Origin of the sequence: Aquabacter sediminis (assembly GCF_028863665.1) — a bacterium.
Classification (GTDB): Bacteria; Pseudomonadota; Alphaproteobacteria; order Rhizobiales; family Xanthobacteraceae; genus L1I39.
Window position 1 is genome coordinate 522,910 of sequence record NZ_JARBFX010000002.1, and the last position, 24,883, is coordinate 547,792.

The 24,883-nt window shown below is 69.5% G+C and carries 22 protein-coding genes; 9 read left to right on the top strand and 13 right to left on the bottom strand.

The annotated features are described in order from the left end of the window. Positions 1 to 5: 5 nt before the first annotated feature. The 4 genes from PV781_RS05420 to PV781_RS05435 all read right to left on the bottom strand — a co-directional run bounded on the left by PV781_RS05420 (position 6) and on the right by PV781_RS05435 (position 4,123). Positions 6 to 212, bottom strand: a complete 207-nt coding sequence (locus PV781_RS05420; RefSeq protein ID WP_425532357.1) for a hypothetical protein — start codon at positions 210 to 212, stop codon at positions 6 to 8. Continuing rightward, a complete protein-coding gene (locus PV781_RS05425) occupies positions 209 to 1,381 on the bottom strand; it encodes a phage portal protein (RefSeq protein ID WP_274774593.1) in 1,173 nt (390 codons plus the stop codon). The genes PV781_RS05420 and PV781_RS05425 overlap by 4 nt, the downstream gene beginning before the upstream one ends. A 950-nt stretch (positions 1,382 to 2,331) precedes the next feature. Continuing rightward, the gene (locus tag PV781_RS05430) at positions 2,332 to 3,612 is read right to left on the bottom strand and encodes a DNA-packaging protein (protein ID WP_274774594.1); all 1,281 of its coding nucleotides are present in this window, start codon (positions 3,610 to 3,612) and stop codon (positions 2,332 to 2,334) included. 7 nt (positions 3,613 to 3,619) lie between these two features. Beyond that, positions 3,620 to 4,123 (bottom strand): hypothetical protein, encoded by a 504-nt coding sequence (locus PV781_RS05435; protein WP_274774595.1) that lies wholly within the window; start codon positions 4,121 to 4,123, stop codon positions 3,620 to 3,622. Positions 4,124 to 4,320: 197 nt separating this feature from the next. On the opposite strand from PV781_RS05435, the gene PV781_RS05440 reads away from it, so the two are divergent. Further along, on the top strand, positions 4,321 to 4,947 hold the full coding sequence (locus PV781_RS05440) for a flavin reductase family protein (RefSeq protein ID WP_274774596.1): 627 nt from the start codon (positions 4,321 to 4,323) through the stop codon (positions 4,945 to 4,947). Positions 4,948 to 4,976: 29 nt separating this feature from the next. On the opposite strand, the gene PV781_RS05445 is transcribed toward PV781_RS05440, so the two are convergent. From PV781_RS05445 to PV781_RS05470, 6 genes are all read right to left on the bottom strand, one after another. Next, the gene (locus PV781_RS05445; RefSeq protein ID WP_209104946.1) at positions 4,977 to 5,324 is read right to left on the bottom strand and encodes a cupin domain-containing protein; all 348 of its coding nucleotides are present in this window, start codon (positions 5,322 to 5,324) and stop codon (positions 4,977 to 4,979) included. A gap of 30 nt (positions 5,325 to 5,354) precedes the next feature. Continuing rightward, entirely contained in the window at positions 5,355 to 6,113 is a 759-nt protein-coding gene (gene kduD, locus PV781_RS05450) for a 2-dehydro-3-deoxy-D-gluconate 5-dehydrogenase KduD (RefSeq protein WP_274774597.1), read from the bottom strand. A gap of 5 nt (positions 6,114 to 6,118) precedes the next feature. Continuing rightward, positions 6,119 to 6,958: a 5-dehydro-4-deoxy-D-glucuronate isomerase gene (kduI, locus tag PV781_RS05455; protein WP_274774598.1), complete on the bottom strand. Its 840-nt coding sequence runs from the start codon at positions 6,956 to 6,958 to the stop codon at positions 6,119 to 6,121. Positions 6,959 to 6,989: 31 nt separating this feature from the next. Continuing rightward, positions 6,990 to 8,270: a TRAP transporter large permease gene (locus tag PV781_RS05460; RefSeq protein WP_274774599.1), complete on the bottom strand. Its 1,281-nt coding sequence runs from the start codon at positions 8,268 to 8,270 to the stop codon at positions 6,990 to 6,992. A 16-nt stretch (positions 8,271 to 8,286) separates the two neighbouring features. After that, a complete protein-coding gene (locus tag PV781_RS05465) occupies positions 8,287 to 8,817 on the bottom strand; it encodes a TRAP transporter small permease (protein WP_274774600.1) in 531 nt (176 codons plus the stop codon). 95 nt (positions 8,818 to 8,912) lie between these two features. Continuing rightward, positions 8,913 to 9,899: a TRAP transporter substrate-binding protein gene (locus PV781_RS05470; protein WP_425532358.1), complete on the bottom strand. Its 987-nt coding sequence runs from the start codon at positions 9,897 to 9,899 to the stop codon at positions 8,913 to 8,915. A 158-nt stretch (positions 9,900 to 10,057) separates the two neighbouring features. Here PV781_RS05470 and PV781_RS05475 point away from each other — a divergent pair, with 158 nt between their 5' ends. Continuing rightward, entirely contained in the window at positions 10,058 to 10,729 is a 672-nt protein-coding gene (locus PV781_RS05475; protein ID WP_274774602.1) for a GntR family transcriptional regulator, read from the top strand. A gap of 317 nt (positions 10,730 to 11,046) precedes the next feature. On the opposite strand, the gene PV781_RS05480 is transcribed toward PV781_RS05475, so the two are convergent. Next, positions 11,047 to 12,612 carry a UxaA family hydrolase gene (locus PV781_RS05480; protein ID WP_274774603.1) on the bottom strand — a complete coding sequence of 522 codons (1,566 nt, stop codon included), beginning with the start codon at positions 12,610 to 12,612 and terminating at the stop codon, positions 11,047 to 11,049. Positions 12,613 to 12,722: 110 nt separating this feature from the next. On the opposite strand from PV781_RS05480, the gene PV781_RS05485 reads away from it, so the two are divergent. The 5 genes from PV781_RS05485 to PV781_RS05505 all read left to right on the top strand — a co-directional run bounded on the left by PV781_RS05485 (position 12,723) and on the right by PV781_RS05505 (position 19,208). Next, positions 12,723 to 13,514, top strand: coding sequence for a GntR family transcriptional regulator (locus tag PV781_RS05485; protein WP_274774604.1), 792 nt, complete (start codon positions 12,723 to 12,725; stop codon positions 13,512 to 13,514). A gap of 8 nt (positions 13,515 to 13,522) precedes the next feature. Beyond that, positions 13,523 to 14,941 carry a glucuronate isomerase gene (gene uxaC, locus PV781_RS05490; protein ID WP_274774605.1) on the top strand — a complete coding sequence of 473 codons (1,419 nt, stop codon included), beginning with the start codon at positions 13,523 to 13,525 and terminating at the stop codon, positions 14,939 to 14,941. A 356-nt stretch (positions 14,942 to 15,297) separates the two neighbouring features. Beyond that, the gene (locus PV781_RS05495; RefSeq protein ID WP_274774606.1) at positions 15,298 to 16,761 is read left to right on the top strand and encodes a mannitol dehydrogenase family protein; all 1,464 of its coding nucleotides are present in this window, start codon (positions 15,298 to 15,300) and stop codon (positions 16,759 to 16,761) included. A 66-nt stretch (positions 16,762 to 16,827) separates the two neighbouring features. Further along, a complete protein-coding gene (locus tag PV781_RS05500) occupies positions 16,828 to 18,552 on the top strand; it encodes a methyl-accepting chemotaxis protein (RefSeq protein WP_274774607.1) in 1,725 nt (574 codons plus the stop codon). A gap of 275 nt (positions 18,553 to 18,827) precedes the next feature. Then, the gene (locus tag PV781_RS05505) at positions 18,828 to 19,208 is read left to right on the top strand and encodes a hypothetical protein (protein WP_274774608.1); all 381 of its coding nucleotides are present in this window, start codon (positions 18,828 to 18,830) and stop codon (positions 19,206 to 19,208) included. A 15-nt stretch (positions 19,209 to 19,223) separates the two neighbouring features. On the opposite strand, the gene PV781_RS05510 is transcribed toward PV781_RS05505, so the two are convergent. After that, positions 19,224 to 20,405 carry a glycosyltransferase gene (locus PV781_RS05510; RefSeq protein WP_274774609.1) on the bottom strand — a complete coding sequence of 394 codons (1,182 nt, stop codon included), beginning with the start codon at positions 20,403 to 20,405 and terminating at the stop codon, positions 19,224 to 19,226. A gap of 275 nt (positions 20,406 to 20,680) precedes the next feature. On the opposite strand from PV781_RS05510, the gene PV781_RS05515 reads away from it, so the two are divergent. Both PV781_RS05515 and PV781_RS05520 read left to right on the top strand, forming a co-directional pair. Further along, a complete protein-coding gene (locus PV781_RS05515; RefSeq protein WP_274774686.1) occupies positions 20,681 to 23,038 on the top strand; it encodes a glycosyltransferase in 2,358 nt (785 codons plus the stop codon). 90 nt (positions 23,039 to 23,128) lie between these two features. Beyond that, entirely contained in the window at positions 23,129 to 24,106 is a 978-nt protein-coding gene (locus PV781_RS05520) for a GDP-mannose 4,6-dehydratase (RefSeq protein ID WP_274774610.1), read from the top strand. 17 nt (positions 24,107 to 24,123) lie between these two features. On the opposite strand, the gene PV781_RS05525 is transcribed toward PV781_RS05520, so the two are convergent. After that, positions 24,124 to 24,882, bottom strand: a complete 759-nt coding sequence (locus tag PV781_RS05525; RefSeq protein WP_274774611.1) for a hypothetical protein — start codon at positions 24,880 to 24,882, stop codon at positions 24,124 to 24,126. Position 24,883 lies beyond the last annotated feature (1 nt).

Consider the following 24,883-nt stretch of genomic DNA (forward strand, 5'->3'; position numbering starts at 1 on the left):
GACAATCAGCCGTCATTGCGGGCGTTGAAGCGGGCGAGCTCCCGCACGAAGGCATCAAGGCGCTCGGTGGCGCGGGAGAGGGCGGCGAGCGCCCGCACCGCCACCAAAGTGGCGCTGCCGGCCCACAGGAGAAGCGCGAGATGGGCAAGATCGCCCCGCTCGGCGAAGGCGCGCAGAAGGGCGTCCACGGGCAGGCCCGCCGCCGTGTTCATGGATGCGGCCCGTAGCCCACGGCGGCGCGTTTCTCGTCCTCGGTGAGGAAGGCGGCGGCGCCCACCCGCGCCCAGAGATCCGAGCGCTCGGCGGAGAGCGCCTCCACCTGGTCGAGGTCCGGCACGAGGGAGAGCTCCCCGCCATAGGCCGGCGCCAGCCAGGCGGACAGGGCCGCGCCGATGCGCCGGACCAAGGGCAGCACGGTCAGCCGCCACAAGGCACGGTTGGCCTCGGCATAATTGGCGAAGGTGTTGTCGCCGGGCAGGCCCAGCAGCATGGGCGGCACGCCCACGGCGAGCGCGATCTCGCGCGCCGCATTGGCGCGGGCGGCCTCGAAATCCATGTCCTTGGGGCTGAGGCCCAAAGGCTTCCAGTCGAGCCCGCCTTCCAGCAGCAACGGCCGGCCGGCATTGGCGGCGCCCTGGAAGCTCGCCTCCAATTCCTCCTTGAGGCGCTGGAACTGGTCCTCGCTCAAGGTTCCCGCTCCGCCATAGACGAGGGCGCCGGAAGGCCGGGCGGCATTGTCGATGAGCGCCTTGTTCCAGGCGGCGGAGGCATTGTGGAGGTCGAGGGCACGGGCGGCGGCCTCCAGCGGGGCAAAGCCGTAATGGTCGTCCAGCGGGTTGAAGGCGGCAATGTGGAGGATGGGCAAGGCGGTGCCGCTTTGCGTCTCCATCGGCTCCTGGGCAATGCGCAAGGTGCGCCCGTCCAGCACATAGTCGAAGGCCTCCGGCCAACCATCGGGGCCGGGCACCACCTTCACCCGATCCGGGCGCAGGATGTGGATTTCGCGCGGCTGCCCGTCCACGCACACCAGCTCCAGATAGGCATTGCCCGCCACCAGCAGATGGCCGCACACCGCCTCCACCAGGTCCGGCCCGCGCAGGCGCGGATTGGGATTGGCGAGCAGCGCCAGGAGCGGATGGCGGTCCAGCTCGCGCCCCTCTTCCATGAGCACGAAGGGCACGGTGCCCGCCGCCTCGGCGACAAGGCGCACGGCGCGGTGGGCAATGGCATTGCGGGCATAGCCCTCGCGGGCAAGGCCGGCATAGTCGCAAGGCGTCCAGCGCGCCTGGCCGTGACCGAACAGCGCCACCAGCGCGGCGGTCCGGCTCGCCTTCACCTGCGGCGGACGGGGCCGGAAGGGTGCGAGAAGGGTGCGGAACATGGCGGTCTCCCAAGGGGGGGCCGGTGCGGCAAGGCCGATGCGCCCTGCGGCGGCGGTGTTGGATACGGTCTCAACCCGTTTCCCGTTCGCCTCCCGCCCCCTCCCCGGCCCTCCCCCGCAAGCGGGAGAGGGAGGGGGGCCGGCCAGAGGCATGGGGCAGAAGAGCAGGCGGCCGGCATAAGGCGGCGGAACGGGGCGGATGGTCCTTCCCCCCGCGCGACCAGCCCCCTCTCCCGCAATGCGGGGGAGAGTTGGGGAGGGGGCACAGGGGCGAAACAGACGCCACGGCAACGCACGAGCGCCGCCACGCGGCGAGAAAAGCACAAGCCGACCTCTGGCCGCGCCGGCCCCCTCCCCGGCCCTCCCCCGCAAGCGGGAGAGGGAGGGGGCCGGCCAGCGGCATGGGGCAGGAGAGCACGGTGGCCGGCATGGGACGGCGGAACTCGGCGGACGCCCCTTCCCCCCGCGCGACCAGCCCCCTCTCCCGCAAAGCGGGGGAGGGTTGGGGAGGGGGCACAGGGGCGAGACGGAAGCCACGGGAACGCACGGGCGCCGCCACGCGGCGAGAAAAGGACCAGCCGACCGCTGGCCCCGGCGGCCCCCTCCCCGGCCCTCCCCCGCAGGCGGGAGAGGGAGGTCCGGCCGGCCAGCGGCATGGGGCAGGAGAGAATGGCGGCCGGCATGGGACGGCGGAACTCGGCGGACGCTCCTCCCTGCGCGCGACCAGCCCTCTCTCCCGCAAAGCGGGGGAGGGTTGGGGAGGGGGGCACACGGGCGAAACAGACGCCACGGGGATGCACGGGCGCCGCCACGCGGCGAGAAAAGGACCAGCCGACCGCTGGCCGCGCCGGCCCCCTCCCTGGCCCTCCCCCGCAAGCGGGAGAGGGAGGGCGGCCGGCCAGCGGACAGATGGCCGAAGGGGCAAGCGGGCCGACCGCCTCCAGCGCCCCTCACAGCCCCCGGACGCGGGGCGCGGGGGCGCGGGGGCCGAGGGCGAGGGCGGTGATGGCCCACACCAGGGCGTCGAGGCGGTCCGGCGAGCGGCCGTTGGAGAGGCCCTCGGGGGCGAAGTCGCACAATTCGTCTTCGAGCGCGGGGAAGGCCCCCGCATGGCGCACGCGGCCCTGCTCATAGAGGGCGGCCACCGGCTCGGCGCGCAGATATTTGCCGCGCGTGGCCCGTACCGGCTCCACCGGAACGGCACCGTCCACCTCGGCGATGACGGCACGCACCATCTCGCCGCCCTGGTTCACCTCCACCACGATGCGATCGGCGCAAAAGCGCTGATAGAGCGCCACGGCGCGGCTTGCCCACTGGACGGGGGTGAGGCCGGCGGCACTGTCATCCGCCAGCACATGGACGATGCCCTCCTTGTCGATGCCCGCGCAGACGAGGCCGCAGGCATCGGCCCCGGAGCGGGAGGAGGCGGGCGGGTCCACCGCCACCACCACCCGCGCCAGAGGCGGCGGGGCGGTCTCGCGGGCGGCCTCCAGGCGCGCGCGGCTCCACAGAGCGTCTGGGCGATCCTCCAGGATTTCGCCATCCAGTTCCTGCCGGCCGAGGCGCGTGCCGCCATAGCGGGTGAGCACGGCGGCGAGAAAACCGGGGGCCAGAAGCCGGGCATTGTCCGCCGTACGGGCGCGGCTCACCGCCGTGGTGGGATCGGCCAGGAGGCGCTTCACCAGGGGGGTGGGGCGCGGCGTGGTGGTGATCATCTGGCGCGGCTGGTCGCCCAGGCGCAGACCGAATTGCAGCATGTCGAAGGTGGCGTCCGCCCGGCGCCACTTAGCCAGCTCGTCCAGCCAGGCGGCCTGAAATTGCGGGCCGCGCAGGCTTTCCGGGTCTTCGGCTGAAAAGCCCTGCGCCACCGCGCCATTGGGCCAGACCAGGCGGCGGCGGGCGGCTTCCCAGCGGGGGCGCTCATGGGCGGGATGGATGGCGAGGAGGCCGGACACGCCGTCCACCATCACCTCGCGCACATCGGCCATGGTCTCCGCCACCAGGGCGATCCGCGCGACCGGCGCGGTGGCAAACGGAGGGCGGCCGAAGGCCAGGCCCCGCACCCATTCGGCACCTGCCCGCGTCTTGCCGGCGCCCCGCCCGCCCAGCACCAGCCAGGTGGTCCAGGGCGCCCCGCCTTGGGCCAGAGCGGGGGGAAGCTGGTCCGGCCGGGCCCATAATTCCCAGTCATGCAGCAGCGCGCCCATGGCGGGGTCCGCCAGCAGCGCCATGAGTTCGTCAGGCTTCGTCCTTGTCGCGCAGCGCCTCAAGGCGGCGCGCAAGCTCGCGGCGGAAGGTGTCGAGGTCGAAGGCAATGGCATCCTCCCGGTTTTCCGCATCCACCGGCCGGCGGGGGCCGGAGGCGGCCTCCAGCGCCTTCAATTCCCGCAGCACCCGCGCCAGAACCGCCAGCGTGCGGGCATCGCGCTCCGCATCGGCGGCGAGGCCATCGGTGCGGGCAAGGCGCGCCTCGATCTCGTCCACCTGCATCTCGGCGGCGCGCCACAGGCGCTCCACCAAGGCGCGGCGTCGGGCAGGCAGGAGGAGCGAGGTGCGCCGGCTGGTGCGCCGGCGCGGCAAGGGCGCCTTGATGGCGATGCCGTCCGGGCCGGGGGCATGGTCGATCCAGTAATAGGTGCGCCCGGTGGACAGGCCCGTGCGGGCCACGATCTCATGGATGGGCACGCCGTCCTGGTAGAGGGCGCGCACGGTCGCCGCGACGCCGGGGGACGGTTCGCTCATGGGGACATCCGCTCTGGAAGAAGAAAGGCCGCGGAGGCGGCGCCTCAGGCGCACCTCTTGAACATGGACAAACCCTAGCGGAGGAGCGCACCGCTGTCAAGACGTTATTCCTAGGAATTTGAACAGTCATATGCAGGGATGACTGGCGGCCCGATGCAGGCGTGCTATGCCTTGCCTCCTGGAACAGGAGAGGCCGCATGAGCGCCGTTCGGGACGTCCATTATTACGAGCCGGCCAAGGGCCATGGCCTGCCGCACGATCCCTTCAACGCCATCGTGGGGCCGCGCCCCATCGGCTGGATCTCCACCCGCGCGGTGGACGGGACGCTGAACCTTGCCCCCTATTCCTTCTTCAACGCCTTCAACTACACCCCGCCCTTGGTGGGCTTTTCCAGCACGTCCTGGAAGGACACGGTGGCCAATATCGAGGCAACGGGGGAATTCTGCTGGAACCTGGCCACCCGCGACCTGGCGGAGGCCATGAACGCCACCTCCGCCTCGGTGGGGCCGGAGGTGGACGAGTTCGCGCTCGCCGGCCTCACCCCCGCGGAAAGCCGCGTGGTGGGCGTGCCGCGCGTGGCGGAAAGCCGGGTCTCGTTCGAGTGCCGCCTCGCCCAATTGATCCGCCTGACCGATGCGGCCGGAACGCCCGTGGATGCCTGGCTGAGCATCGGCGAGGTGGTGGCCGTGCACATCGACAAGGCGCTGCTGAAGGACGGCATCTACCAGACCGCTGAGGCCCACCCCATCCTGCGCGCCGGCGGCCCGGCCGCCTATGCGGAGGTGAGCCCGGACATCATGTTCGACATGCGCCGGCCGCGATAGGGGGACAGGGAGGGGCAAGCCCCCTCCCCTCAGCCCTTCAGGAAATCCGCCCGCATGGGCGTGAACACGTCGACCAGCACGCCCGGCTCCACGCAGATGGCGCCGTGATGGACGCCGGAGGGCACGTAGAAGCTGTCGCCGGCTTTCAGGCGGGCCGTCTTGCCGTCGATGGTGATGTCGAACACTCCGCTCTCCACGGAGGTGATCTGCACATGGGGGTGGGAATGGGGCACGCCGCCCGGCCCGGCTTTGTCGAACATGACCCGCACCATCATGATCTCGTCATTATAGGTGAGGATCTGTCGGCGGACGATGTCGTCCACCCGCTCCACCGGGGCCTCGTCGACGAGGCCGAACACGTCGCCCTTGCGGGACATGAGATTGCTCCTTGATCGATGGCCGGGGCTTTACCGGGCAAGCCAGCCGCCGTCCACCGGCAGCACGATGCCGTGCACGTAGCTGGCGGCGGCGGAAGCCAGGAACACCGCCGCCCCGCCCAGTTCGTCCGGCTGGCCCCAATGGCCGGCGGGGATGCGGGCGAGGATGTCGGCGGAGCGCTTGGGATCGTTGCGCAGCGCCTCGGTATTGTTGGTGACGAAGTAGCCGGGCGCGATGGCATTCACATTGATGCCCCGCCCCGCCCATTCGCACGCCAGCAGCTTGGTGAGGCCGGCCAGCCCGCTTTTCGAGGCCGTATAGGAGGGAATGCGGATGCCCCCCTGGAAGGACAGGAGCGAGGCGATGTTGATGACGCGCCCGCCCTTGCCATCCGCCATCCAACCGCGCGCGAATGCCTGGGTGAGGAAGAAGACGGACTTCAGATTGACGTCCATCACCGCGTCCCAATCGGCCTCGGTGAAATCCACAGCGTCCGCCCGGCGGATGATGCCGGCATTGTTGACGAGGATGTCCACCCGTCCGTCCTGGGTTGCCTCCTCCACCACGCGGGCGATGGGTTCCAGCGTTGAAAGGTCCGCCTTGATCGCCTGGAACGGCACGCCGGCGGCTTCCACCTCCGCCTGGGTCTCGTCCATGGCCGAGCGGCCCACAGCCACGATGCCGGCCCCGGCGCGGGCCAGCGCCACCGCGATGGCGCGGCCCAGGCCGGTATTGGCGCCGGTGACCACCGCGCGGCGGCCGGAAAGGTCAAAGGGAGACGCGATCATGGCGCTCACTTCAGCTGGTCCATGGCCACCATGTCCATGTCCGTATAGTCGATATTGTCGCCGCCCATGCCCCAGATGAAGGTATAGGCCCGCGTGCCGACGCCGGAATGGATGGACCAGGGCGGCGAGATCACCGCCTGCCCGTCGGCCACCACCAGATGGCGCGTCTGGTCCGGCTCGCCCATGAGATGGATGACGCGGGCATCGGCCGCCACGTCGAAATAGAGGTACACCTCCGAGCGGCGGTCATGGACGTGGCAGGGCATGGTGTTCCAGATGTTGCCGTCGTCCAGCTTGGTCATGCCCATGACCAATTGGCAGGACTTCACCACGTCGGGATGGATCATCTGGTAGATGGTGCGCCGGTTGGCGGTGGCCTGGTCGCCCAGCACCATGGCCTTGGCCTCGGCGATCTTCACCACCTTGGTCTCGTAGCGGGCATGGGCCGGCGTGGAGAGCAGATAGAAGCGGGCCGGATTGGCCGCATCGTCGGAGGAGAAGACCACCGACTTGGTGCCTTGCGCAACATAGAGCGCGTCGCGATGGCCGAGCACGTAGGAGACGCCGTCCGCCTCCACCTTGCCGGGTCCGCCAATGTTGAACACGCCCAGCTCGCGCCGATCGAGGAAGTTGGGCGAGCCGATGGTGGCCTTGTCGCTCTCCAGCGTCAGCGGCTGGTCGGTGGGGGTGGCGCCGCCAATGACGAAGCGCTCCACATGGGAATAGGTGAGCTGCACGGTGCCGGGCTCGAACAGGCCCTCCACCAGGAAGTGCTCGCGCAGTTCCTCGGTGTCGAAATAGCGCACGGCGTCGGGGTGGCTCACATGGCGCACGTCGGAAATCATCTTGAAAAACCTCGATAAAAGGAGGGCGCCGTCAGCGGAAGACGGACGGCAGCCACAGGGAAACCGCGGGCACATAGGTGACGATCATCAGCACCGCGATGGAGGCGCCGAAGAAGGGCCAGATGGTCTTCATGGCCTCGCCGATGGAAATCTTGCCCACCGCGCAGCCCACGAAGAGCACGGAGCCCACCGGCGGCGTGTTCAGCCCGATGCCCGCATTCAGGATCAGGATCACGCCGAACTGCACGGGATCGATGCCGAAGGCCTTGATGAGCGGCAGGAAGATGGGGGTGCAGATGATGATCATCGGCGCCATGTCCATGAAGGTGCCGAGGATCAGGAGCAGGATGTTGATGAGCAGCAGGATCACGTACTTGTTGGACGAGATGGCGTTCATCAATTCGATGGTGGCGGCGGGCACCTGGAGGAAGGCCATGAGCCAGCCGAAGGCGCCGGCGGTACCGATCACCAGGAGCACCATGGCGGTGGTGCGCACCGCGCCGAGGGTCGCATGCCAGAAGGAGGCAAGGTCCAGTTCCCGATAGACCAGAACCGTCACCAGCAACGCATAGATGACCGCGATGCAGGAGCTTTCCGTGGCGGTGAAGACGCCCGAGCGCACGCCGCCAAAGATGATGCCGATGAGCAGGATGCCCGGCACCGCCGCCACCACGGCGCGCAGCACGCCATACCAGCCGGGAAAGACGCCGGCCGGATAGCCGCGCCGGATCGCCACCACATAGGCGGTGATCATCATGGCCGCCGCCAGCAGCAGGCCGGGCACGATGCCGGCGGTGAACAAATCGGCGATGGAAATGGTGCCGCCCGCCGACAGGGAATAGATGATCATGTTGTGGGACGGCGGGATCATCAGCGCGATGATGGCCGAGTTCACGGTCACATTGACCGCATAGTCCTTGGCATAGCCGTGGCGGGCCATCTGGGGGATCATGATGCCGCCAATGGCCGAGGCATCCGCCACCGCCGAGCCGGAAATGCCGCCGAACAAGGTGGAGGCCACCACATTCACCTGCCCGAGCCCGCCGCGCAGATGGCCCACCAGGGAGGCCGCCATGCCGATGAGCCGGTCGGCGATGCCGCCGCGCATCATCAGGTCGCCGGCAAAGATGAAGAAGGGGATGGCCAGCATGGAAAAGGCATTCATGCCGGAATTGATCTGCTGGAACACCACCACGGGCGGCAGGTCCAGATAGAGCACGGTCGCCAGCGAGGCGAGGCCGAGGCAGAAGGCCACCGGCGTGCCGATGAGAAGCAGGAGGGTGAAGACCCCGAACAGAATGGTCATGGCCATGGCGTGTCTCCCGGCCTCAATCGATGGGATGCTCGGCGCCGAGCGGCACCGGGGGGACAGCCGGGGCGATCAGGTCGCACAGCAGCTTTTCAAACGAGAAGAGCGCGATGAGCACTCCGCCGCCGGCGAGCGGCAGATAGTCGACGCCCTGGGGCAGGTTCACGCCGGCCATCTTGGCGCTCCAGGTGCCCATGGCCAGTTCCCAGCCATAGACCGCCATGCACACCCCGAAGGCGGTGATGAGCACATGGGTGGTCAGCTGCATGATGCGCCGTACGGGGGGCGGGGCGAAATGCAGGCCGATCTCGAAGCCCAGGTGATCGCCCTCGCGCACGCCCACGGCGGCGCCGAGCAGGATGAACCAGCTCATGAGCAGCAGGGAGAAGGGCTCGGTCCAGCTGGGGGAATCGTTGAGCACATAGCGCCCGGTCACCTGCCAGGCGACGGCGGCGGTCATGGCGAGGAGGCCGAGGCCGGAGACCCACAGCGCGATGCGCGAGAGCCAGCGCACGCCATGGCGCAGGGTGATGAGAAAAGAGGAACCCATGTCGCGGTCTCTGGCGAGGGAAAGCTGAGCCATGTGCGGCATCCGCGTCCGATGGCGGAGGAAAAGGCGGCCCGGCGCACCGGGCCGCCGGGACGTCACTGGGTGGCGCGGATGCGCTCCACCAGGTTCTTCATTTTGTCGGAGGTGACGAACTTGTCGTAGACCGGCTTCATGGCGTCGATGAAGGGCTTCTTGTCCACTTCATTGATGAGCGCGCCGCCCTTGATGACGACAGCCTTGGCGTCCGCGTCCCGCTTGGCCCACAATTCGCGCATCTTCAGCGTCGCCTGCTTGCCGGCGTCCTTGAAGATGGCCTGGTCGGCGGGGGTGAGCTTGTCCCAGGAGCGCTTGGACATGACGAACACTTCCGGCGCCATGGAATGCTCGGTGAGCGAATAGTATTTCGCCACCTCGTAATGCTTCACCGATTCATAGGACGGATAATTGTTCTCCGCCCCGTCCACGAGGCCGGTCTGGAGCGCGGAATACAGCTCGCCGAACGGCATGGGCGTGGCATTGGCGCCGAGCGCATTGATCATGGCGATGAAGAGGTCCGACTGCTGGACGCGGATCTTCATGCCCTTCATGTCTTCGAGCGTCTTGATGGGCTTCTTGGAATTGTAGATGGAGCGCGCGCCGCTATCGAAGAAGCCGAGCACGATCAGGCCGTGGGGCTCGAACGCCTTGGCGATCTCCTCGCCCAGCGGGCCGTCCACCACCTTGTACATGTGGTCCACCGAGCGGAACAGGAAGGGCAGGCCCAGCACCGCCGTCTCGGGGATGAGGTTGTTGAAGGGGGCAGTGTTGACTCGGTTCAGGTCGATGACGCCGAAGCGGGTCTGCTCGATGGTATCCTTCTCCTGGCCGAGCTGGCCGGAATTGAACACCTGCACCTTGATGCGGCCATTGGTCTTCTGCGAGACGATCTCGCCGAAATACTTGACCGACTCGACGGTCGGATAGCCGTCCGGATGGATGTCGGCGGACCGCAGCGTCACGCTCTGGGCGGCGGCGGGCACCACCGGGGCAAGGCTGAGTGCGGCGGCCAGCGCGATGGCGTGGCGACGGGTGAGCATGGGCATTCTCCCTAGACATGCGGCTTGTTGGCGGAAGGACCCTTGGCGGGCCCGGTTCTTGTTGGGACCGGCGAACCGATCCAGTATGCGGCGGAGGTTGAGTTCCGCCTCGATCGGCCCTACTTGTATGGTAGTGTCGACTTGTATGCAACTGTGGAGGTCCCGTGGACGCCATCAGAGTCCCGTCGTCCGGTTCGGCGGCCCAGCGTGTGGAGGCCGAGCTGCGGCGGGCGATCGTGACGCTGGCGCTGCCGCCGGGCACGCGCCTGTCCGAGCAGGAGATTGCGGAGCGCGCCGGCGTCTCCCGCCAACCCGTGCGCGAGGCCCTCATCGGCCTTGCCCGCACGCGCCTGGTGGAAATCCTGCCCCAGCGCGGCACGGTGGTGGTGAAGATCTCCGTCCGCAAGATGATGGAGGCCCGCTTCGTGCGCGAGGCCATCGAGACCGCCGTGGCGCGGCGCGCCGCCGAAGGCTTCGACCGCTCCGCCCGCGAGCGCATTGACGATCTCCTGGACCTCCAGGCCAAGGCCGCCGCGCGCGAGGACCACGAGACGTTCCAGCGCTATGACGAGATGTTCCACGCGACGCTCGCGGAAGGCGCCGGCTGCGGCCTCGCCTGGGAGGCCATCGCGGACATCAAGGCCCATATGGACCGCGCCTGCCACCTGACGCTGGCTGGCTCCATGGCGCCGCTGGTGGACCAGCACCGCGCCATCGTCACCGCCGTGGATGCGGGCGATCCCGACGCGGCCGCCGCCGCCATGCACGCGCACCTGAGCGAAATCCTGCGCGCTTTGCCCCGCATCGAGGCGGAGCATCCCGACTTGTTCGAATAGGGGATGTTCGGGAGCGGTCGGTCCGCCGACGCCCCCCTCTCCCGCCTGCCCCCAGCATGCCCCCTCCCCAGCCCTCCCCCGCTGCGCGGGAGAGGGAGCAAGGGCCTGCCCGGCGGCGCGGATGCGCTCCCGTCCGGCGGACGGATGAGACAGAAGCCGCCACTCTCTCCCCGACGCCGTCCCGCCCCCTCTCCCGCTTGCGGGGGAGGGTTGGGGAGGGGGAAGGGCGCAAGCGACGACAGCGGACTTCCAGGACAGCGAAGACACCGCCCCCCCAATCAGGAGCGCACCCTCCGCCTTCTGCGCCCCCCTTGCCATCACATCACCGCGCCGATCTGCCAGGGCACGAACTCGGCGTCCCCATAGCCCAGCGCCTCGGACTTGGTGTGCTCGCCCGAGGCCACGCGCACCAGGAGATCGAAAATCTCCCGGCCCTTCTCCTCCAGCGACACGCCGTCCAGCACGTCGCCGCAATTGATGTCCATGTCCTCGGTCATGCGGGCATAGATGTCGGAATTGGTGGCGAGCTTCAGGGAGGGCGTGGGCTTGCAGCCGAAGGCCGAGCCGCGCCCGGTGGTAAAGGCGATGAGGTTCGCCCCGCCCGCCACCTGGCCCGTGGCCGCCACCGGGTCATAGCCGGGCGTGTCCATATAGACGAAGCCCTTTTCCGTCACCGGCTCGGCATATTCATAGACCGCGCGCAGCGTCTCCGACCCGCCCTTGGCGGCGGCGCCCAGCGACTTTTCCAGGATGGTGGTGAGGCCGCCCGCCTTGTTGCCGGGCGAGGGATTGTTGTTCATCTCGCCGCCCAGCTTGGAGGTGTAGTCCTCCCACCAGCGGATGCGTTCCACCAGCTTCTCGCCCACCGCCCGGTCGGCGGCGCGGCGGGTGAGCAGATGCTCGGCGCCGTAGATTTCCGGCGTCTCGGAGAGGATGGAGGTGCCGCCATGGCGCACCAGAAGATCCGAGGCCACGCCCAGCGCCGGATTGGCGGTGAGCGCCGAATAGCCGTCCGACCCGCCGCACTGGAGCGCCAGCACCAGCTCCGACAAGGGCCGCGTCTCCCGCCGTTGGGCGGCGGCGGCGGGCAGCATCTCCTTCAGCGCGCCGACAATGTGGTCCACCGTGCGCCGCGTGCCGCCCTCGTCCTGGATGGTGAGGGTGCGGAAGGCATCGGTCTCGTCCACCTGGTAGTCGGACTTGAAGCGGGCGATCTGGAACATCTCGCAGCCCAGCCCCACCATCACCACCGCCGCGAAATTGGGATGGGTGGCATAGCCCCACAAGGTCCGGGAGAGGATGTCGAAGCCCTCCCCCTTAGAGGCCATGCCGCAGCCGGTGCCGTGGACGATGGGCACCACGCCATCGATGCCGGGATAGTCCTCCAGCAGCCCCGAGCGCTCCAAGGCGGCGGCGGCGAAGCGGGCGACGGAGGCCGAGCAGTTCACCGAGGTGAGGATGCCCAGATAATTGCGCGTGCCGGTGCGCCCATTGGAGCGGCGATAGCCCTGGAAGGTGCCGCGCGCTTCGGGCGGCAGGAGCGCCGGCGGGCGGGCCTCGGCGGCGAAGGCATAGTCCCGGTCGAAATCGTGCAGTACCACATTGTGCACATGCACATGGTCGCCGGGCGCGATGTCGCCGGCGGCAAAGCCGATGATCTGGCCGAACTTGAGGATGGGCGCGCCATCGGCGATGGGCGCCAGCGCAAATTTATGGCCGCGGGGAATGCGACCCGTGGCGACGATGCCCCCCAGGTCCAGCCCCTCCGGCACGGTATCGAGGGCGACAGCCACATTATCCTTCGGGGAGAGGCGCAAGGTGCGCGGCGCACGGCCGGCGGCATCCGGCGCGCCCGCTTCGGATCGCAGATCCAGCTCTCCCATCCGGCTCCTCCCCACCTGGCGCTCTGCGGCGCCTCGTTGACGTTGGTGATATGTTAATATATTAGTACGTCACCAAGAACAAGTAAAGCGTGTCACGGGGAGGACAGCCGGTGCTGCTGAAGAGCCGGGAGCGGGGGTCGGAGAGCCTGCGCGGCGTGCCCGCGTCCGCCCGCATTCACGCGGCACTGCGCGAGCAGATCCTCGGCATGGACATCCGCCCGGGCACCGCGCTCCAGGAAAAGCAGATCGCGCTCGCCTGCGGGGTCTCCCGCACGCCGGTGCGCGAGGCCATCCTCAAGCTCGCCGACGAGCGGCTGGTGGACATCTTTCCCCAATACGGCACCTTCGTGTCGCGCATCTCCATTCCCGCGGTGCGCGACGCCATGGTGATCCGCCAGGCGCTGGAGCGCACCGCCGTGCGCGAGGCGGCCGCCCGCGCGCAGGTCGAGGACATCGCCCGCCTCAACGCCACGCTCGCCGCCCAGAAGGCCGCCCACGAGATGGAGCGCCTCGCCGATTTCCATGAGGAAGACGAGGGCTTCCACCAATTGATCGCCGAAATCTCCGGCCACCCCAATCTCTGGCGGGTGGTGCGGCATGAAAAGGCGCAGGTGGACCGCTGCCGCATCCTCACCTTGCCCGCCGCCGACCGCCGCCTGTCCGTCATGGGCGAGCATGCGGCCATCATCGCCGCCATCGCCAAGGGTGACGCGGATGCGGCCGAGGCCGCCATGCAGGCGCATCTGGGCCGCGTGGTGCCCAGCGTCGATGAACTGGCGGCCACCCATCCCGACTATTTCGAGCCTGCCCCCGAGGCGTCCGTGGCGCCCCCTGCCCTTGGGCCGGGCCTTGCCGCCGACACGCCGCCGCACAAAAGCACGACACGCCCCAGAAAAAGGTGAGCCCCGTTATGCCCAGCACCGCCCCGGGCCTTCATCCCGACCGCCTGTTCCCCGCCGACCCCACCGTGCGCGGCATCGCCCGGCGGCTTTACGAGCAGGTGAAGGACCTGCCCATCATCTCGCCCCACGGCCATACCGACCCGCGCTGGTATGCGGAGAACGCGCCCTTCCCCGATCCGGCGCAATTGTTCGTGGTGCCCGACCACTACATCTTCCGCATGCTCTATTCCCAGGGCGTTGCGCTGGAGGATCTGGGCGTGCCGCGCCGGGACGGCGGGCCGGTCGAGAAAGACGGCCGGGCCATCTGGCGGCGCTTCGCCTCCCATTACCATCTCTTCCGGGGCACCCCGACCCGGCTGTGGCTGGACCATGCCTTCTCCACCTTGTTCGGCATCGACGAGCGGCTGAATGCGGGCAATGCCGACCTCATCTATGACACCATCGCGGCGGCGCTGCGCACCGACGCCTTCCGCCCCCGCGCTTTGTTCGAGCGATTCAACATCGAGGCCATCGCCACCACGGAGAGCCCGCTCGACGAGCTGAAGTGGCACCAGATGCTGCGGGAGTCCGGCTGGGGCGGGCGGGTGGTGACCGCCTATCGGCCCGACCCGGTGGTGGACCCGGATTTCGAGAACTTCCTCGGCAATCTCGCCCGCTTTGGCGAGCTGACGGGGGAGGATACCCTCACCTGGTCCGGCTATCTTGCCGCCCACCGCAAGCGCCGCGCTTTCTTCAAGACCTTCGGCGCCACCTCCACCGATCACGGCCACCCCACCGCCCGCACCGCCGACCTCACCACCGCCGAGGCGGAAGCCTTGTTCGCACGGGTCACCTCCCCCCATGCGGACCCGCAGGACGCCGAACTCTTCCGCGCCCAGATGCTCACCGAAATGGCCCGCATGTCGCTGGAGGATGGGCTGGTGATGCAGCTGCATCCCGGCTCGGTGCGCAACCACAATGGCGGCATCTTCGCCCGCCATGGCCGCGACATGGGCGCCGACATTCCCTCCGCCACCGATTATGTGCGCGCCCTGAAGCCACTGCTCGACCGCTTCGGCAACGAGAAGGACCTCACCCTCGTCCTCTTCACCCTGGACGAGACCGCCTATTCCCGCGAGCTGGCGCCGCTCGCCGGCCATTATCCCATCCTGCGCCTCGGCCCGGCCTGGTGGTTCTTCGACAGCCCGGAGGGCATGCGCCGCTTCCGCGAGCTGACCACGGAGACCGCCGGCTTCTACAATACGGTGGGCTTCAACGACGACACCCGCGCCTTCCCCTCCATTCCCGCCCGGCACGATGTGTCCCGCCGCGTGGACTGCGCCTTCCTGGCCGAGCTGGTGGCGACCCATCGCATGGACGAGGACGAGGCCCACGAAGTCGCCCACGACCTCGCCTACCGCCTCGCCAAGTCCGCCTACAAGCTCTAAGACCCGCGCGAGGAACGCCCCCAATGGGGGCTCGTCATGGCCGGGCTTGTCCCGGCCATCCACGGGGATGGGCCTGGAACAGTCCTGCGGGGGGCGTCTTTGCGGAGCGGCGTGGATGGCCGGGACAAGCCCGGCCATGACGGCAATGTTGATCCAGGAGGCGGGCACCTCCGATCGCCCGTCCCGGCCCTGTCTCTGGCCGAGAGTATGCGCCGATCAGATGGCCTCGCCATCTGATCGGATCGCGCTCTCGCCTATGGAGCGTCCCTCCATCCTCCTTTGCGGCCGGATCCCCGGCCTCCGCGCGGCGGGCCTGGCTCGCCGCCTCTCCCGCCTCCACCTGAAGACCCCGCCCCATGCGCCTCGACCGAACCAACCTCGCCACCCTCCCCACCCCCGTCGCTCGGCCCGCTTATGATCTCGACGCGGTGTCGACCGGCATCGTCCATCTGGGCGTGGGCGCGTTCCACCGGGCCCATCAGGCGGTCTATGTGGATGATCTCCTGGCGCGCGGGCTCACCGACTGGGCCATTTGCGGCGCCAGCCTGCGCAGCCCCGATACGTCGGAGGCCCTCGATCCGCAGGACGGGCTCTATACCCTGGCGGTGCGCTCCGGGGCGGGGACGGACCTGCGGGTGATCGGATCGCTCCGCCGCCTCCTGGTGGGCGCGCGCGATCCCGAGGCCCTGCTGGCCGCCATGGCGGACCCGAAGGTGCGCATCGTCACGCTTACCGTGACCGAGAAGGGCTATTGCCACGACCCGGCCACCGGCCGCCTCGACGAGGCCCATGCGGACATCGTCGCGGACCTCGCCACACCCGAACGGCCGCGCTCCGTGCCCGGCTTCCTGGTGGAGGCGCTGCGGCGGCGCCGGGCGGCGGGGGCGGCGCCCTTCACCGTGCTGTGCTGCGACAACCTGCCGGCCAATGGCCGCACGGTGGCCCGCGTGGTGCACCGTTTCGCGGAGCTGCGGGACGGCGATCTCGCCGCCTTCATCGCGTCCGAGGTGGCCTTCCCCTGCACCATGGTGGACCGCATCGTCCCCGCCACCACCGATGCCGACCGGGCGGAGGTCGCCCGCGCGCTGGGCGTCGAGGATGCCTGGCCGGTCATGGCCGAGCCCTTCAGCCAGTGGGTGATCGAGGACAAGTTCCCCGCCGGCCGCCCGCCCTTCGAGGCGGTGGGCGCGCAGATGGTTGAGGACGTGGTGCCGTTCGAGCACATGAAGCTGCGCCTGCTCAACGGCGCCCATTCCACCCTGGCCTATCTCGGCTATCTCGCCCGCCACGAGACCATCTCCGACACCATGTCGGACCCCGCCTTCGCGCGGCTGGTGGAACGCCTCCAGGACGAGGAAGTGCTGCCCACCGTCCATGTGCCCGGCGTGGACCTGCCCGCCTACACGCGCGCTTTGCGCGAGCGCTTTTCCAACCCCGCGCTGCGCCACCGCACCTGGCAGATCGCCATGGACGGCTCGCAGAAGCTGCCGCAGCGCCTGTTGGAGACCATCCGCGATCGCCTCGCGGCAGGGGCCTCCATCGGCCTGCTGGCGCTCGGGGTCGCCGGCTGGATGCGCTATGTCACCGGGCGCGACGAAAAGGGCGGCGCCATCGACGTGCGCGACCCCCACGCCGCCCGCCTCAAGGCGCTCGCCGATGAAGCCGGTCCCGATGCGGAGCGCCTCGTAGAGGCGCTCATGGGGGTGCGCGAGGTGTTCGGCACCGATCTGCCCGCCGATCCGCGCTTCAAGGCCGCGCTGGTGCGGGCGCTGGGCGCGCTGCTGAAGCACGGCGCGGCGGCCACCGTGGCGGCCGCCTGAGGCAATCCCGGCGCAAGGTCCCCGGCCTAGGCTGCGATCGAGCCTGAGCCAGGAGAGGACCGAAAGATGTGGGGACGACCCCTTGAGCGGCCGGCGAGCCGTCCCGCCGCCGACACGTCCCCGCCTCCCGCCCCTCCCGTGCCCCCGCAGGAGCGGGCGGACGACCGGCATCTGGTGGATCTGATCGAGGCCGACATCCGCCGCGCCCGCGCGCGGCTGGAAGACAGCGCCAGCGCCATGTCGGGAGCCTGCGATGCAGGCGCCCGGGACATGACGCTCATCGGGCGCGAGTCCGACCAGCTGGCGGGCCAGACCGACCAGGCCCGCGCCAGCGCGCTCGGCCTCACCGAAGCGCTCGACGCCTTTGCGGGCACCAATTCCGCCATCGGCCGGCAGGCCCGCACCTCGGACGAACTGGCCACCCGAGCCGGCAGCGCCGCGGGCGAGGCGCACAGCGCGGTGGACGAATTGCGCAGCGCCATCGGCGAGATCAAGGCTGTGGTGGCGCTCATTTCCGACATTGCCGGCCAGACCAATCTCCTCGCCCTCAATGCCTCCATCGAAGCCGCCCGCGCGGGCGCCGCCGGGGCGGGGTTCGCGGTGGTGGCGAGCGAGGTGAAGACGCTGGCGGGCGAGACCCGCAAGGCGACGGTGGAAATCTCCGCCAAGATCGAGCGCCTCATCGGCGCCGCCCACACCTGCACGGATGCGGTGGGCCGGGTCATCGACAGCGTCAGCGAGATCCGCCCCGTGGCGTCCTCGGTGGCGGAAGCGGTGGCGGGCCAGGCCCGCGCCGTGGCGGATATCGGCAGCGCCGCCAGCCAGGCGCGCGCCTTCGCCGAGGCGGTGGACGAGGGCGCGCGGCGCATCCGCGACGCCTCCCTTGCCGCACAGGCCTCCCAGGCCGCCATCGGCGCCAGCGCCAGCGCCATGGCCGAGGGCACGGACGAGATGTCCCGCCAGCTTCTCACCGTGCTGCGCCAGACCCCCATGGGCAACCGCCGCCGCCATCCCCGCTGGCCGGTGGAAGTGTCCGGCACCTTGCGCCTGGCCTCCGGCGCGCGGCGTGCCCGTACGTTCGACCTGTCGCTGGGGGGCGCCCTGGTGACGCTGGAGGGTGCCCCGCCCGCCAGGATCGAGGCCGGGACGCTGGAACTGGCCGGCCTGCCGCCCTTGCCGTGTCGCGTGGTGGGCGTGAGTCCGCTCGGCTGCCATCTCGCCTTCCAGGACGCCGGCGCTCCTCCCTTGGTGGCCAAGCTGGACGAGCTGGCGGCCAGCTATGGCGCAGTGGTGGAGCGCGCCCAGCGCGGCGCCGCCACCGTTGCCCGCCTGATGGAAGAGGCGCTGGCCGAGCGGGCGCTGACCCTCGACGATCTCTTCGACACCGCCTATCGCCCTCTCCCGGGCACCGATCCGGTGCAATACGAGACGCGCGCCCTGAAGGAGCTGGAGCGGCGCCTCGCGGCGGGCCAGGAGGCCATTGCCGGCGAGGACCCCTCCATGACCTTTGCGGCCAGCGTGGACATCAACGGCTACCTGCCGGTGCACAATGCCCGCTACGCCAAGCCCCAGCGGCCCGGCGACCGGGCCTGGAACATGGGCAACAGCCGCAACCGCCGCATCTTCGACGACCGGGCGGGCCTGCTGGCCGCGCGCAATCTTCAGCCGCATCTGATCCAGGTCTATGCCCGCGACCTCGGCGACAGGGTGGTGCGCACGCGGGAAGTGGACGCGCCCATCTTCGTCGCCGGGCGTCATTGGGGCGGGTTCCGCACCGCTTACGTGCTGTAGAACGCGATCCAGCCGGGCGAGCCACAACCGGGACCATCGGGGCGGCCACTTGCCCTCTGCCTGATCGGATGGGGCGGGATCGCCCCTCCAAGCGAACCGCCTGTGCGGTACAAGGCGCCCACATCGGGCATCAAGATCAGGTCCCAGCCCCTGCTGCACGTCGCGGCGTGAACGACCAAGGGACGCGGGTCATCCCGATTGCCAGCCCCGATGCACCGATTATGGTTGCGCCGTCGCGCCGGCCCGTCGGCCGGATGTCGCAATGGGGGCTTACCATGCGTCTCATTCCCGGCCTCGTGGCCGCTGCCGTGCTTCTCGCCAGTCCCGCCGCCTTCGCCCAGGCCGCCAAGACCGGCTGGTGGATCCGCATCGATCCCGCCGCCACGCGCTCCGACAGCCTGGAACTGATGGCCGGCCCGGACAAGCATACGCTCACACCCTGGATGACCTGGAAGAAGGGCGACGCCACGGAGTTCGACCTGCCGGCCGCCCTGCGCGCCGCGCCGGTGCTGGCCGTGCGGGCGAAGTCCAATCCCTATGACGCCGATGCCAGCTTCTGCGTCTTCTATGTCAACACTGGCATTGAGGACTTCGATTTCGACGGCATCGAAACCGAGACCATGCGCCAGACCGACCACGAGTCGCGCTGCCGCTGACCGGCCCGCGCCGCCTCAGGCCGAGGCGGCGTGTTGGGCGCGGCCGGCGCTGAACACCGCCGCCAGGCTCTCCGCATGGCCCTTCCAGGTGGGCAGGTCCAGCTGGGCGATCTCGGCCCGCAGCCGGGCGGCTTCCGCGTCGTCCAGCAGACGCAGGAGGGCGGCGCGCACGCTGGCCACGTCCACCTCCTTGAGCCGCAGTTGGCCCAGGGGCGGCAGGCCGGCGGTGGCGGGGATGCGTTCGGACACCATGACCGGCACGCCCAGCGCCAGGGATTCCACCGGCGGCAGCCCGTAGCCTTCTGCATCCGAGCAGAACAGGGTCGCCCGCGCGCCCGTCACCACGTCCCGCACCTGGGCATCGGAGGCGTCCGAGAGCCAGTGGAAGCCGGGCCGCCGCGCGGCGATGTCCGCCATCCGCGCCTGAAGGTCGTCGGTCTGCCAGCCGGCCCGGCCCGCCAGGATGAGTTCGAAGACGTGGCCCTCCTCCCACAAGCCCTCGGCCGCCTCCAGCAGGATATGATGGCGCTTGCGCGGCTCGATGGTGCCGATGGAGGCGAAGGTGCGGTTGGCCGGATCGAAGGGCGGCGCGGCGCGGCCGAGGCCATCGGCCCCCAGCGGGTGGACGAACATGCCCGCCTCCCCCCGCCGCAGCACCCGGCGGGCATAATCGTCCCGCGACATGGCCGAGATGAAATGCAGGGTCCCAACCGTGCGCAGCGCATGCAGGTAGGGCATGGTCAAGCCGGTGGTGTCCCGCGAGAACAAATCGGGGCGCAGCCAAGGCAAGGCGTCATAGACCACCTGATGGATATCGATCGTCCCGCTGGCGGAGAGGCGCCGATAGAAACGGGCGCGCGCCGGATCGTAATAAACCTCCGGATTGAGAAGGGCGCGGGCCGCGGCCACGGCCTGTTCGGATACCGGATCGGCGTCGCGCCTCAGGCGCCGCATCACCGCGGTGCCCGCGTCCAGGTCCGCGCCGGTCTCGAAATGGGCCGTCATCTCCGCCGCGAAGGCCTGCGGCAGGCGGTGGAAGGACTCACCATCCTCCGCCAGCACCACCGGCACGAGGCGTGGCGCGCCCTTGGGCCAGTGCCGCAGGATCTCGAACACCACCCGCTGTATGCCCGTGCGCAGGGGATGCAGCGCAAACTCGGTAACATCGTAAAGGATTGCACCGTCCAAGGTGGCCATCTGTGGATCAATCCTTCGGCCGTGCCAGGAAAACACGCCATAATGCCTGCCCGCGTGCCGTTGATAGACTGATTTCCCACTTTCTCAAATGCCACGGCGCCACCGCCCGGGTGTAGACCACGTCAGCTGAACCTGTGCCGCACATCCAAGTGGGCAGCGCAGCATGTGCCATGCTATGCACGACCGTGATCGCAGTGTCCCGAACGGAGCGCCCCGGCAGGCGGCGCGCCGTGCTTGCCCGCGATCGGCCGCCGTTCTGAGGAGTGCCCTTGGCGATGCCGCCCGTGATCGTGTTCGACGCCCGCTGCCTGCAGGATCCGGCCTATCGGCACCGGGGCATCGGGCATCATGCGACGGTCATGATCGGGGGCGCCCGGCCCCATTTCGCACCCGCCACGCCGCGCCTCGTCGCCCTGGTGAGCGCGCACCTGCCGGACCTGCTGCCGGAGTTCGCCGCCCTGTTCGACGCGGTGGTGGAGGATCTGGCGGCCCTCGACGCGCCGGGCGCCTGGTTCATCCAGCTTTCGCCCCTCACCCATTCCGCTTTGCCCCTGGCACCCGTGCTGCGGCGTGCCGACCTGGTAAAGGCCGCGCTGTTCTACGATGCCATCCCCACACTTTATCCCGACTGGTATCTGACCACGCCCAAGGACCGGCTGGACTATCTGACCAACAGTCTCTGGCTCGGCAAATATGACAGCTTCCACGCCATCTCCCGCTGCGCCCGCGGCCAGTTGCACAACCTGCTGCGGCGGGACGACCTCACCTGCTCCGTCACCGGGGTGGGAACGCGCGATGCGCTGATCCCCACCGCGCCGCCCCTGCCGCCCGCGGACCGGGCCGGCATCCTGGTGGCCGGCGGCGCCGACCCGCGCAAGAATGTGGACTTCGCGGTGCGCGCCCACGGCCGCAGCGCGCGCCTGCGCGCGGCGGGTGTCCCGCTGCGCGTGTTCGGCGGCACCGATGAGGCGACGCGCCGCCGCCTCATGGATCTGCACCTGGCGGAGGGCGGCGCCCCCGGCCAGCTGGCGTTCGAAAGCCACCTGGACGATGCGACGCTGCTGGCCTTGTATCGCGGGTCCATCCTCACGCTCATTCCCTCCTTCAGCGAGGGTTTCTCCATGCCGGTGGTCGAATCGAGCGCCGCCGGCACTCCGGTTCTGGTCTCCGACATCGACGCCCACCGGGAGCTGGTGGCGGACGCAGCCTATCGCTTCGATCCCAAGGACGTGGACGCCCTGACCGCGCGGCTGGAAACGCTGGCCGCACATGCGCCCAACGGCGCCGCGGCCTGGAAGGCCGCGCGGACAGCCCAGGCGGACATCTGGCGGGCCTTCCGCCCCGAGGCGGTGGCGGCGCGCTTCTGGGCCGACCTGTCCGCCGACGCGGCGCGCCGCACCCCGCTTTCCGGCGCCCGCATCCAGCGGGGCGCGCGGCCGGTCCTCTCGCTGCTCGCCCCCATGCCGCCGAGCCCGTCGGGCATCGCCGACTATACGCTGCGCTGCCTGGAAGACCTGACCCAGCGCGCCGACATCCGCCTTTTCACCGATTCGCCCGCCGGCCCCCGGCCTGCGCTCCTGGCGCAGGAGCCCATTTCCGCCCGCGCCTTCACCACCTGCCCCTCCGATGCCGTGCTTTCGGTGATGGGCAATTCCCATTTCCACCTCAGGACGTTCCGCCTGATGATGGAATATGGCGGCGACTGCATCTCCCACGACGTGCGCATGCTGGACTTCTACATGCACCTCGTCGGGGTGGAGCGCACGCGCGCCGTGGCCGAGCGGGAGCTGGGCCGGCCGGTGAGCGACAAGACGGTGCGCGAATGGGCCTCCGATCCCGGCCGCCTGCCGGTGCCCATCCTGGCCGAGATGGCGCTGCGGGCGGGTCGCTTCTTCGTCCATTCCCAGATCACGCGCGATCTGGTGCAGGCAACCTGCGGCAAGGACGCCATCGCCCTGCCCTTCGCCCATTATTCCACCTTCGCCCTGGAGCGCCTGGCGCCGGAGGCCCGCCGCGCGGCGCGGGCACGGCTCGGCTGCGCGGAGGATGAGTTTCTCCTCACCACCTTCGGCTTCCTGACCCCCGACAAGGCGCTGGCGCAGCTGGTCTGGGCCTTCGACCTGCTGACCGCCTGGGGCCACAAGGTCAGACTCGCCTTCTGCGGCAGCGATGTGGGCCAGTTGCGCGGCGGGCTGACGCGCCTCGCCGAGGAAATCGGGCTCGCCGACAAGGTGATCTTCCACGACAAGCCGGTGTCGAAGGCCGTCTATGAGGACTATCTGGCCGCGTCCGACGCGGCGGTGCAGCTGCGCACCTACCAGCTGGGCTCGGTGTCGGGCGCCATCGTGGACTGCATCGGCGCCGCCTTGCCCACGGTCGCCAACCTGCACCTGGCCGCGGCCATGGACGCCCCCGCTTTCGTGCGGCGGGTGCCCGACCATCTCTCGGCGGTGCTGATCGCCGAGCAGCTGGCGGAGATCTTCGCCGCCGGCCCGCTGGCACCGCGGCCCGTTTCCGCCGCGCAGGACTACCGCGACGCGCACTCCTTCATGCGCTACAACACCTTGTTGCTGGAGCATCTGGACCTCGCGCCCGTGGCGGCGCCGCGGCGACCGGCCCTCCTGGCCACCTGAGGCAGGCGCAAGGCCGCGCCGTGGGCGGCGGATGGCGGCGAGCGGGCGGGACGGGTTTGCAGGCGGGGATTGGGACTTGGAAAGGGGCACATGAAGCGGGCACTCATCACCGGCGTCACCGGCCAGGACGGCGCCTTCCTCTCCCAGCTTCTCCTGCAGCAGGGCTACGAGGTGTACGGCCTCGTGCGGCGGTCAAGCTCCAGCGAGGTGTCCGACGGGCGCATGCGCCGGCTCGGCATCGCCGACGACGTGCATTATGTGGACGGCACCATCACCGACCTGTCCGCCTTGCTGCGCATCTTCCGTGAGCTGAAGCCCGACGAGGTCTATAATCTCGCCGCCCAGTCCATCGTGCGCACCTCCTGGCAGGAGCCGCTGCTGACCGGCACCGTGACCGGTCTCGGCTGCGCCAACGTGCTGGAGGCGGTGCGCCTGGAATGTCCCACCGCCCGCTTCTACCAGGCCTCTTCCTCGGAAATGTTCGGCATCACCGAGAGCCGGGTGCAGTCGGAAACGACGCCCTTCCATCCCCGCTCGCCCTATGCGGCGGCGAAGGCCTATGCCCACTGGATGACGGTGAACTACCGGGAGAGCTTCGGCCTCCATGCCTCCAGCGGCATCCTGTTCAACCATGAATCGCCGCTGCGGGGGCTCGACTTCGTTACCCGCAAGGTCACCCACGGCGTGGCGCGCATCAAGCTCGGCCAGGCCAGCGAATTGCGGCTCGGCAATATCGAGGCGCGCCGCGACTGGGGCCATGCGCGCGACCACGTGCGCGCCATGTGGCTGATGCTCCAGCAGCCCAAGGGGGACGATTATGTGGTGGCCACCGGCCGCTCGGTGAGCGTGCGCGACATGTGCCACATCGCCTTCTCCCATGCCGGGCTGAAGCTGGAGGACCACCTCATCATCGACCCCTCGCTCTATCGGCCCGCCGACGTGCCGGAGCTGATCGGCGATCCCAGCAAGGCCAAGCGCGTGCTCGGCTGGGAGGCGGTCATCGGCCTGGAGGAAATGATCTGCGAGATGGTGGACGAGGACCTGCGCCTTCTCACCGAGGCGCACTGAGGCGCGCGCCCTTCCCCTCACGTCTTCTTGGTCAGCAGCTTCTTGGGCCGGCGCTGGCGGGCGATGTCGAACAGCGAGAAGGTGCGGTTCACATAATTCGTCACGCCGGACATGCCGTTGATGTGGGAGCGCAGGTCCGGCGTCATCACCGCTTCCACCAGGCGCACGGGCCGCGCGGGATCGGCGGTCTCGAAGCGGGCATAGAAGAGCGGCTCGCCGCGCTTGATGATGATGTCCTTCTTCGGCTCGTGCCACTCGAAGGCCCACATGAGCTGGCGCGGCCAGACCTCGATGGGAAACCGCCCGCCGATCAGCAGGCCCGGCAACTGGGTCTCGCGGTAGTGGTTATAGGGCGGGAGCTGGTTGATATAGACCGGCTCGTCGGAGACGAACACATAGGGCGTGATGAGCTGGATCACCGGCCGCTGGGGGTGCCGCCACTCCTTGGGCGAGACGATGGTGATCATCTGCGCCAGATGCTTGGGCCGGACGGTGGACTGGTCACCCGAGACATTGATCAGCGTCGGCGCCTTGGTCTTCTCGTCCACCGCGAAGCGCAGATGCATGTCGATCGGCGAGAGCACCTCGAACTGGCGGGCGTCGTGGTCGATCACCGCGGGGCAGAAGCGCACCGACTTGGCGTGGCGCATGCCGGTTTCCTCGCGCTGGAGCTTGCGGGGCGCCTCCCAGATGAAGGTCCCCTTTTCCGCGTCCAGCAGCCAGCCGATCTCCACCACGCGGCTCGGAAGGGTGACATTGCGACCGAACAGCTTCATG